This is a genomic window from Arthrobacter sp. Y3225116 (assembly GCF_059091245.1).
Map to the genome: position 1 here is coordinate 22942 of NZ_JBNHGL010000016.1, position 10383 is coordinate 33324.

At 67.1% G+C, this 10383-nt stretch carries 8 protein-coding genes; 7 read left to right on the top strand and 1 reads right to left on the bottom strand.

Features of this window, described 5'->3' with window-relative positions; all coding sequences use genetic code 11:
- Positions 1-43: 43 nt before the first annotated feature.
- From AC5RV2_RS03410 to AC5RV2_RS03425, 4 genes are all read left to right on the top strand, one after another.
- Entirely contained in the window at positions 44-727 is a 684-nt protein-coding gene (locus AC5RV2_RS03410) for a dihydrofolate reductase family protein (protein WP_494091183.1), read from the top strand.
- The gene (locus tag AC5RV2_RS03415; protein WP_494091184.1) at positions 636-1592 is read left to right on the top strand and encodes a TIGR03885 family FMN-dependent LLM class oxidoreductase; all 957 of its coding nucleotides are present in this window, start codon (positions 636-638) and stop codon (positions 1590-1592) included. The genes AC5RV2_RS03410 and AC5RV2_RS03415 overlap by 92 nt, the downstream gene beginning before the upstream one ends.
- 39 nt (positions 1593-1631) lie before the next feature.
- Positions 1632-3320 (top strand): alpha-amylase family protein, encoded by a 1689-nt coding sequence (locus AC5RV2_RS03420; RefSeq protein WP_494091185.1) that lies wholly within the window; start codon positions 1632-1634, stop codon positions 3318-3320.
- A gap of 298 nt (positions 3321-3618) precedes the next feature.
- Complete coding sequence (locus AC5RV2_RS03425) at positions 3619-3906, top strand: hypothetical protein (RefSeq protein ID WP_494091186.1); 288 nt, start codon at positions 3619-3621, stop codon at positions 3904-3906.
- Positions 3907-3998: 92 nt separating this feature from the next.
- On the opposite strand, the gene AC5RV2_RS03430 is transcribed toward AC5RV2_RS03425, so the two are convergent.
- Positions 3999-5441 carry an amino acid permease gene (locus AC5RV2_RS03430; RefSeq protein ID WP_494091187.1) on the bottom strand — a complete coding sequence of 481 codons (1443 nt, stop codon included), beginning with the start codon at positions 5439-5441 and terminating at the stop codon, positions 3999-4001.
- A gap of 189 nt (positions 5442-5630) precedes the next feature.
- On the opposite strand from AC5RV2_RS03430, the gene AC5RV2_RS03435 reads away from it, so the two are divergent.
- From AC5RV2_RS03435 to AC5RV2_RS03445, 3 genes are all read left to right on the top strand, one after another.
- On the top strand, positions 5631-5999 hold the full coding sequence (locus AC5RV2_RS03435) for an iron chaperone (RefSeq protein ID WP_494091188.1): 369 nt from the start codon (positions 5631-5633) through the stop codon (positions 5997-5999).
- A 96-nt stretch (positions 6000-6095) separates the two neighbouring features.
- Complete coding sequence (fdh, locus tag AC5RV2_RS03440) at positions 6096-9425, top strand: formate dehydrogenase (protein WP_494091189.1); 3330 nt, start codon at positions 6096-6098, stop codon at positions 9423-9425.
- A partial coding sequence (locus AC5RV2_RS03445; RefSeq protein ID WP_494091190.1) for a 4Fe-4S dicluster domain-containing protein occupies positions 9422-10383 on the top strand: 962 nt, incomplete at its 3' end. The genes fdh and AC5RV2_RS03445, both read left to right, overlap by 4 nt.

Below are 10383 nucleotides of genomic sequence, written 5' to 3' on the forward strand. Positions count from 1 at the left end.
TCGCTGCCGGCCCAAGTAAGCACCGTGAAGGGGCGGAACGATCATGGGAACCCTCGCCTATGTGGCAACAACGTCCATCGACGGCTACGTCGCCGATGCCGACGGCGACTTCCAGTGGACGGGCCCGAGTGATGCCGTGTTTGCTGTGCACCTCGAGCGCATGGCCGGGATATCGACCGAGGTGCTCGGGCGGAAAACCTATGCGTTGATGGGGTACTGGGACACCTATCCGGACGGCGAGGACCGTCCTGCGGCCGAACGGGAGTTCGCCCGGCGCTGGCGGGACCTGGACAAGGTCGTGGTGTCGTCGACCATGACGGCCGAAGAGCTCACCTCGGACCGGGCGCGCATCGTGCCGCGCCTGAGCTTGGGAGAGCTGCAGCGGATCGTGGAGCGCGCGCACGGTGTGGTCCAGATCTTCGGGCCCACGGTTGCGGCAGACGCGATCCGTGCGGGCATGGTTGACGACTTCCGGTTCTTCGTGGTGCCGAAGATGGTGGGCGGCGGCCTGCACGCCCTGCCCGACGACGTGCACCTCGACCTCAGCCTTGCCGAACACAGAATCTTCGACAACGGCATCGCGTACCTGCGATACGTGCCTCGACAACCCGCGACGGCACGGAAAGGATGGAGTGGTGCCTGTCATCGGATTCCATGCATCCCACGAACAGATCTCGCCCGCCCAGCTGCTGCAGGACGTGAAACTGGCAGAAGAAGCGGGTTTTGACGCGGCCATGTGTTCGGACCACATCGAGCCGTGGTCCGTGCGGCAGGGGCATTCCGGCTTCGCTTGGTCCTGGCTCGGTGCGGCGCTGGCAACCACAGCGCTGCGGTTCGGCGTCGTCACCGCCCCCGGCCAGCGCTACCATCCGGCCATCATCGCGCACGCCTCGGCCACCCTGGCCGTCATGTTTCCGGGGCGGTTCTGGATGGCGCCGGGCAGCGGCGAGAACTCCAACGAGCACATCACGGGCGACGCCTGGCCCTCCAAGGACGTGCGCCAGCAGCGGCTGGAGGAGTCCGTGGAGGTGATCCGCCGCCTGCACGACGGCGAGGAGGTCACCCACCGCGGACTGGTCACCGTGGAGCACGCCCGGATTTGGGAGGTACCCGAGCCCAAGCCCGAGCTGATCGCCCCCGCCATCAGCGTGGAGACCGCCCGCCGCGCCGCGCGCTGGGCGGACGGGCTGATCACCGTCAACCAGGCGCCGGAGCAGCTCAGGAAGGTCCTCGCCGGTTACCGGGACAATGGCGGACGCGGGAAGGCCGCGCTGCAGGTGCACCTGTCCTGGGCACCGTCGGAGGAGGCCGCCGTCGACATCGCCATGGACCAGTGGCGCTCCAACACGTTCGCCCCGCACGTGGCCGCGGACCTGGCCACGGCCAGCCACTTCGACGCCGTGAGCGAGCACGTCGGCGAGGACCAGCTGCGCACGGCGGTCAACGTATCGGCCAGCACGGGCCGGCATGTGGAGTGGCTGCAGGAGTACCTGGACCTGGGCTTCGACGAGCTGTACCTGCACTTCGTGGGCCAAGAGCAGCGGCCCTTCATCGAGACGTTCGCCGGCGAGGTCCTGCCGAAGCTGCGCTGACGGACTCGACCGCCCGGACGGAAAGCGGAGGAGAAGCCAGTGAGGATTACCGACACTTCCGACCTGTGGTGGAAGACGGCAGTCGTCTATTGCCTGGACGTGGAGACGTACTTCGATTCCGACGGCGACGGCGTGGGCGACTTCGCCGGCCTGGCGCAGCGCGTGGATTATCTGGCCGAACTGGGCGTCACCTGCATCTGGCTGATGCCCTTCTATCCGACGCCGGAGCGGGACGACGGCTACGACGTCACGGACTTCTACGGCGTGGACCGGCGGCTGGGGGACCACGGCGACCTGGTGGAGTTCCTCCGCACCGCCCGGGACCGCGGCATGCGGGTCATCGCGGACCTGGTGGTCAACCACACCTCCGACCAGCATCCGTGGTTCCAGTCCGCGCGCCAGTCCACGGACAGTCCGTACCGGGATTACTACGTGTGGCGGTCCGACCCGCCGCCGGACACCTCCCGGGAGGTTGTGTTCCCGGACCAGGAGCAGTCCATCTGGACCCAAGACAAGCCCACGGGGGAGTGGTATCTGCACCGCTTCTACAGGCATCAGCCGGACCTGAACGTGACCAACCCCGAGGTCAGGAACCATATTGCCAAGGCCATGGGCTTCTGGCTGGAGCTGGGGCTTGACGGTTTTCGGGTGGACGCGGTGCCCTTCTTCCTTGAAACCACCGGGCAGGACGGGTCCGGGCTGCCGGATCCGCACGAATTCCTGCGGGACCTTCGCCGTTTCCTGAGCCGCCGCCGCGGCGGTGGAATCCTGCTGGGCGAAGTCAACCTGCCGTACGAGGACCAGCTGACCTTCTTCGGCGGCAGCGACGGGGACGAACTCAACGTGATGTTCGACTTCATCGCCATGCAGAACATGTATCTCTCCCTGGCCCGGCAGGACGCGGGCCCGCTGGCGAAGGCCCTGCAGGGCAGGCCGGCCATCAACCCGGACAACCAGTGGGCTACCTTCGTGCGCAACCACGACGAGCTGACGCTGGACAAGCTCACCGAGGAGGAGCGCCAGGAGGTCTTCGCGGCCTTCGGGCCCGAGGAACAGATGCAGCTTTACGGCCGCGGACTCAAGCGCCGGCTGCCGCCGATGCTGGGCGGGGACCCGCGCCGGATCAGGATGGTGTATTCGCTCCTGTTTTCGTTGCCCGGCACCCCGGTGCTGTATTACGGCGAGGAGATCGGCATGGGGGAGAACCTGGACGCGGAAGGCCGCCTGGCCGTCCGCACCCCCATGCAGTGGACGAACGGTCCGAACGCGGGCTTTTCCACCGCGGAGCCCGGACAGCTGATCTCGCCGCTGGCGGACGGCGGCTTCGGCCCGCAGTTCGTCAACGCCGCCCAGGCCAAACGGGACCCGGAGTCGCTGTGGAACTTCATGGCCACGCTGATCAAGCGCTACCGCGAGTGCCCGGAGCTGGGCTGGGGGCACTTCGAGATCCTCGACCAGCCGGAGAAGTCCGTGCTGGCCCACCGCTGCACGTGGGAGGAGTCCAGCATGGTCCTGCTGCATAACCTCTCGCCCGATCCGGTCACCGTCGCGCTGGACCTGGCGACGGAGGACCGGCCGGCGGAAAAGCTCCGGGCCGTGCTGCTGCTGGACCTGCTGGGTGACGCGGACGTGAAAATCGCCGAGGACGGCACCTGCACCCTGCCCCTCGAAGGGTTCGGCTACAAGTGGCTGCGCCTGCAGCATCCTGGGGACCGGCGGCTCCCGTAGGCCGGCGTGAACGACGGCGCGCGGGCCGGCGTCGGCGACGCACTGCTCCTGGGTCCAAACACCATCCGTTGAACTACGCCCGGTTGACCACTCTGCAACTGCAAGTAGACCTACCGCCGACGAAGGGCAGGCATTATTGTCGAGTCCCGGTATTGTCCGCAGGCGCTGAGGGGTGCCTACTGGTGGGAGGAGCCCGAACCAGCGGTGTGGCTTGCCGGAGGTTGTGCCCATCCTCGACATCGCGCCTGTAACAAGCAGCGGCAGGCGAGGCTCCAGTTAATAAACCATTGGAGGAAACATGTTCGCTCGAGTCAGCACTTACCGAGGCAGCCAAGACGCTTCCAGCGGACTCCCGCAGGACCTCGTCAAGCGGGTGCTGGAACTCCCCGGTTGCCGGGGCTTCTATTTCATGAACGGGAAGGGGAACGGCAAATCCTTATCCATCGCGCTATACGACACGGAGGAAAACCTGACGGCAAGTACGGAGATGGCGAACAGCCTTCGCTCCGAGGCAAGCAACTCCCTAACGCTGGAGATCCTCGAAGTCGAAGAGTACGAAGTCGCCACCGCCGAGCTCAACGACTAGCTCGTCGACGGCTTGTGACGATACAGCCGCGGTTCCACTGCAGAGCTGCGGGTTCACTCGTTCGAGCCCTGCATAGGTGCTCGGGCCACCGATCAGGGTACGGCCCGATGGCGCGGGCTGTTCGGATTCATGAGTGAGTGCTTGCGGCTGTACAGCAGGTAGATGACCAGGCCGATGATCAGCCAGATCAGGAAGCGCACCCAGGTTTCCCAGTCGAGCTGCAGCATCAGGAACCCCGAGGCCAAGACGCCGAAGGCCGGGACCACCGGCATCCACGGCAGCCGGAAGGTCCGCGGTACCTCCGGCCGGGTGCGCCGCAGCACGATCACGGCGACGCAGACCACCACGAAGGCGGCCAAAATGCCGATGTTGGTCAGGTCGGCCACGGCACGGATGGGGAACACCCCGGCCAGCAGCGCTGACGCGATGCCGGCGATCCACGTCACCCGCTGCGGGGTGCCGTGCCGGTCCGTCGCCGCGAACCAGCCCGGCAGCAGCCCGTCGCGGCTCATCGAGAACCAAACTCTGGTCACGCCCAGCAGGAAGGTGAGCATCACGGTCAGGATCGAAACAACGGCGAAGGCGGCAATGATCGTGGCCACGACCGGCAGCCCGACGGACTCGAAGGCGGACGCGAACCCCGCGGTGGGGCTGATGTCCGTGTAGTTCTGCATGCCGGTCAGCACCAGGGTGGCCAGCACATAGAGCGTCATCGCGATGGCCAGCGACAGCAGGATCGCCTTCGGCATGTGCTTCTTGCCGTCGACGGATTCCTCCGCCGCCGTGCTCATCGCGTCATACCCGAAGACCGCGAAGAATACGGTGGCGGCTCCCGCCAGCACCGGACCGAATCCGGAGGGCATGAACGGGTTGTAGTTGCCCGGGTTCACGAAGAAGAAGCCCAGCCCGATGATGAAGAGGATCAACAGGATCTTCAGCCCCACCGCTATCAGTTCGAACCGGCCGAAGGTGCGCGTCCCGCGGCTGAGGATCCAGGTGATCAGCAGGCAGACCACAATGGCCGGCAGGTTGACCACGCCGCCCTCGACCGTGTCGGCGGTGCCCTCCATCCACGCCGGGACCTGGACGCCGATGCCCTCCATAAAGGCGCTGAAATAGCCCGAGATGCCGATGGCGACGACGGCGACGATGGCCGTATATTCCAGCAGCAGGTCCCAGCCGATAAACCAGCCGATGACTTCCCCCAGGGCCACGTAGCCATAGGTGTAGGCCGAGCCGGCAAACGGGATCATGCCCGCGAATTCCGCATACGACAGGGCCGCCGCCGCACTGGCCAACCCCGCAATGAGGAAGGAAATGAGCACCGCCGGCCCGACCGGAGCCGCGTCGGCGCCGCCGTTGGCCACCAGCCCGGCCAACGTGAAAATGCCGATGCCGATGATCCCGCCGACGCCGATCGCGGTCAGCTGCCACACGCCCAGGCTCTTGGACAGGTGGCTTTCTCCGCTCTCCTCCACCAGTTCAGTGATCGGCTTGCGCCTGAGGAGGGACTGGGAACCGCTCGAAGTAGCCATGCCAGACTCCAATGTTCGCGCCTGCATCTGCGGCCGGAGCCTGCGCCAGGGCGGCTCCGCCCCGTCGATGCCCCGTACGTGTCCGAGTATGGACCGCGCGCTGTCGGCAGGGAATACCTGGCCGGTCCAAAGGTGCAAAACCGGCAAACACCGGCCCCGGTTTGGTTTGTGGCGGGGTAGCTTCGAGAGATGGACAAGCCTCAGACCGTGGACGAGTACCTGGCGGCGTTCCCCGCAGACGCCCGCACGCTGCTGGAAGAGCTGCGGTCGCTGAGCCGCGGGCGGGTTCCGGAAGCCGAAGAGTCCTTGAAGTGGGGTTCGCCGGCGTACTCTCTCGACGGCACCATCATGTTTGTTTTCGCCGGGTACAGCCAGCACGCGAACATCGTTTTCACTCCCGGCACCCGGGCGGCGTTCGCCGACGAATTGGCTGGCTTCCGGACCGGCAAGGGGTCGGTGCAGCTGCCCTACACGCAGCCCGTGCCCGCGGAACTGCTGGGGAGGATGATGGCCCACCGCGTCCGGGAGTTCCGGGAAGACGGAGTCCTGTGGATGTAGGGCCCGCCGGCCCCCGCCGCCTCATCGGGTGCGCGCCAACGTCCGGCGTCGTCGTTTCCCCTGTTGTCGTTGAATTGGATGGGTTAGGGTGGGCGCATGTCGCGGTTCAGCTTCCTGGAGTGGCCGGTTGTACGGCAGTTCCGCACGAGTGATTCACTCGGGCGGGGCGAGGCCGTGACCTCGCGGCGGACCCGTGAAATCGCTCCCCGGACGTCCACCGCGGACCGCGTGGTGCAAAGCGTGTGTCCGTACTGCGCGGTGGGATGCGGCCAGCGTGTCTTCGTCAAGGACGAGAAGGTCGTCCAGATCGAGGGCGACCCGGATTCGCCGATCTCCCGCGGCCGGCTCTGCCCCAAGGGATCCGCCAGCGAGCAGCTGGTCAACGCGCCCGGCCGGCAGACGAGGGTGCTCTACCGGGCGCCCCACGCCAAGGACTGGCAGCACCTTGACCTGGACACCGCCGTCGACATGATCGCCGACAGGTTCCTCGAAGCCCGCCGGAACACATGGCAGCAAAGCGATGAGCACGGCCGGCCGCTGCGGCGGACCATGGGCATCGCCGGGCTGGGCGGGGCGACCCTCGACAACGAAGAGAACTATCTGATCAAGAAGCTCTTCACCGCTGCGGGCGCCATCCAGCTCGAGAACCAAGCCCGCATTTGACACTCCGCAACGGTTCCCAGTTTGGGAACCTCGTTTGGACGCGGCGGCGCGACGCAGTCGCTGCAGGACATGGCCAACGCCGACTGCATCGTCATCCAGGGCTCCAACATGGCCGAGTGCCATCCCGTGGGCTACCAGTGGGTGACGGAAGCCAGGGCCCGCGGTGCGAAGGTCATCCACGTGGATCCGCGTTATACCCGCACGAGCGCGGTGGCAGACAGGCACGTGCCCATCCGGGCCGGTTCCGACATCGTGCTCCTGGGCGCCCTGATCAATTACGTGATCAGCAACGATCTGTGGTTCAAAGACTACGTTCGGGCCTACACCAACGCGGCGACCCTGGTGAACGAAGACTTCCGTGACACCGAGGACCTGGACGGGCTGTTCTCCGGATTCGATCCGGAAACGGGCCAGTACGACCTCGCGTCCTGGGCCTATGAACGGAAGCCGGAGGCAGGAAAAGCCGGCGGCCACGAGCACGGCGTTGAAGCCGGCGGCCACGAGCACGGAGCCGACACCGCGGAACGGGCAGCCGGGCACCAGTACGGCAGCGGAGGGCCGACCCTGGCGCACCCCGATTTCGAGCAGGACCCCACGCTGGAGCACCCGCGGACGGTGTTCCAGATCCTGAAACGGCACTATGCCCGGTACACCCCGGAGATGGTCCGGGACGCCTGCGGCATTTCCCTGGCGGACTTCGACTACCTGGCGCGGGCGGTCACGGAGAACTCCGGCCGCGACCGGACCACGTGCTTCGCGTATTCCGTCGGCTGGACCCAGCACACCGTGGGCGCGCAGTACATCCGGACCGCGGCGATCCTACAGCTCCTGCTGGGCAACATGGGCCGGCCGGGCGGGGGAATCATGGCGCTGCGCGGCCACGCCAGCATCCAAGGCTCCACCGACATTCCGACACTCTTCAACCTGTTGCCCGGCTACCTCCCCATGCCGAAGGCGGAGATGGAGACGTTGCAGGACTACCTCGGCGGCATCGCGTCGCCGGACCAAAAGGGCTACTGGGCCGACGCCGATGCCTACACCATCAGCCTGCTCAAGGCCTGGTGGGGCGACGCGGCCCGTGAGGACTCGGACTGGGGCTACGGCTACCTTCCGCGCATCAACGGCCCGCACGGGACCTACCAGACAGTCATGGGCATGCTTGCCGATGAGGTCGAGGGCTACTTCCTCTTCGGCCAGAACCCCGCGGTCGGATCCGCCAACGGCCGCATGCAGCGTCTTGGCATGTCCCATCTGAAATGGCTGGTGGTGCGCGACCTGAACCTCATCGAGTCGGCGACGTGGTGGAAGGACGGCCCCGAGATCGCGACGGGCGAGCTGCGGACCGAGGACATCGCCACCGAAGTCTTCTTCCTGCCGGCGGCGACGCACGTGGAAAAGGCGGGAACCTTCACCCAGACCCAGCGGCTGCTGCAATGGCGGCACCAGGCCATCCAGCCGCCGGGGGACTGCCGGAGTGAACTGCAGTTCTTCTACGAGCTGGGCCAACGCCTCCGGGCGAAGCTGGCGGATTCGACCGATGAACGGGACCGGCCGCTGCTGGATCTCACATGGGACTATCCCACCGACGAACACGGCGACCCCGACGGCGAGGCGGTGCTCGCGGAAATCAACGGCCGGCATCTCACCGGTCCCCGGGCCGGCAAGCCCCTCTCGTCGTACACCGAGATGCGTCCCGACGGCTCGACCTCGGGAGGATGCTGGATCTATACGGGCGTGTATGCCGACGGCATCAACCACGCCGCCGACCGCAAGCCCGGCCGGGAACAAGGACCGGTCGCCTCCGAGTGGGGCTGGGCCTGGCCGGCGAACCGGCGGATCCTCTACAACCGCGCGTCGGCGGACCCCGACGGCAAGCCCTGGAGCGAACGCAAAAAGTACATCTGGTGGGACCCGGAGCAGAACCGGTGGACCGGGGAGGACGTCCCCGATTTCCCGCTGGACCGAGCCCCCGGGAGCAGGCCGGATCCAACAGCCGGCGGCGCCGCCGCGCTGGCCGGGGACGACCCCTTCATCATGCAAGCCGACGGCAAGGGGTGGCTGTTCGCGCCGAAGGGGATGGTGGACGGGCCGCTGCCGACCCACTACGAGCCGCAGGAATCTCCGGTCGCCAACCCGCTCTACGGGCAGCAGCAGAACCCCGCCCGGATCACCTTCCCGCGCGCAGACAATCTCAGTGCACCGAGCGCCAACGAGCGGGGTTCGGACATCTACCCGTATGTGTTCACCACGTATCGGCTGACCGAACACCACACGGCCGGCGGGATGAGCCGGTGGCTGCCGTACCTCTCTGAGCTGCAACCGGAGATGTTCTGCGAAGTGTCGCCCGAATTGGCGGCCGAACGGGGTCTGGAACCCTACGGTTGGGCGACGATCGTCTCGCCACGGGCAGCCATCGAGGCCAAGGTGCTCGTGACCGAACGGATGAGGCCGCTGGTTGTCGGCGGGCGCACCGTGCACCAGATCGGGCTGCCCTACCACTGGGGCGTCGGGCAGGAAGCGGTCATCAGCGGGGACGCAGCCAACGATCTGCTGGGCGTGACGCTCGACCCGAACGTACAGATCCAGGAATCCAAGGCCGGATCCTGCGACATCCTCCCGGGCCGCCGGCCGCGGGGCCCGGCACTGCTCGCCCTGATCGCCGATTACCAGGCCCGCGCCGGGGTGACGCCCGAGACCGGCAGCGACGAGATCACCCATCCCGGCCCTGTGTCGGGCGACGACACCACGAGGGAAGGCTCATGAAACGGCTGACCGAAGCGCCCGGGGACATTCCGCACACCGGGCACCCGCGCAAGGGCTTCTTCACGGACACCTCGATCTGCATCGGCTGCAAGGCGTGCGAGGTGGCCTGCAAGGAATGGAACCGCATTCCCGCCGACCCGCAGTACGAACTGCTGCAGTCCTCCTACGACAACACCGGCGCGCTGGGAGCCGACACTTGGCGCCATGTGGCCTTCGTCGAGCAGGACCGCGGGCGGATCGAAAAGGCACGCGACTCCGGGCGGGCACTCGTCAGCCTCGGCATGCCCGGCATCGGGCCGCCGGGAAGCACGGAGGCAGCAGCGAAGCCTCCGGGCGTGGACACGACGCCCCCCGATACGCCCGATTTCCGCTGGCTGATGTCCTCGGATGTGTGCAAGCACTGCACCAACGCCGGGTGCCTGGACGTGTGCCCCACCGGGGCGCTGTTCCGCACCGAGCACGGCACGGTGGTGGTGCAGGACGACGTCTGCAACGGTTGCGGCACCTGCGTCGCGGGATGCCCGTTCGGCGTGATCGAACGGCGCAGCGACGGCACGGCAGGACCGAAGACGCAGCGCGACTTCACCCCGGGGCAACAGGCCCCGACCCGCAACGTCGGTGTCGCCCAGAAATGCACGCTGTGCTACGACCGGATCACCGACGACCAGACGCCCGCCTGCGCGCAGGCCTGCCCCACGACGTCGATCAAGTACGGCGAGCGCGAGGAATTGGTGGCCACCGCGAAGCAGCGCGTAGCCGAACTGCACTCGCAGGGGCTGACCGAGGCACGCCTCTACGGGGCCAACGATTCCGACGGCGTGGGCGGCACCGGTTCCGTGTTCCTGTTGCTCGACGAACCGGAGGTGTACGGACTGCCGCCGGACCCGCGGGTGCCCACGGCGGACCTGCCGCGCATGTTCAAACGGGCGGGCATCGCCGCGGCCGGCATGCTGGCCGC

Bases quoted from the DNA above. Each gene is read 5' to 3' on its own strand.
- AC5RV2_RS03430 (WP_494091187.1), bottom strand. From the start codon at position 5,441: ATGGCTACTTCGAGCGGTTCCCAGTCCCTCCTCAGGCGCAAGCCGATC.
- AC5RV2_RS03410 (WP_494091183.1), top strand. From the start codon at position 44: ATGGGAACCCTCGCCTATGTGGCAACAACGTCCATCGACGGCTACGTC.
- AC5RV2_RS03425 (WP_494091186.1), top strand. From the start codon at position 3,619: ATGTTCGCTCGAGTCAGCACTTACCGAGGCAGCCAAGACGCTTCCAGC.
- AC5RV2_RS03435 (WP_494091188.1), top strand. From the start codon at position 5,631: ATGGACAAGCCTCAGACCGTGGACGAGTACCTGGCGGCGTTCCCCGCA.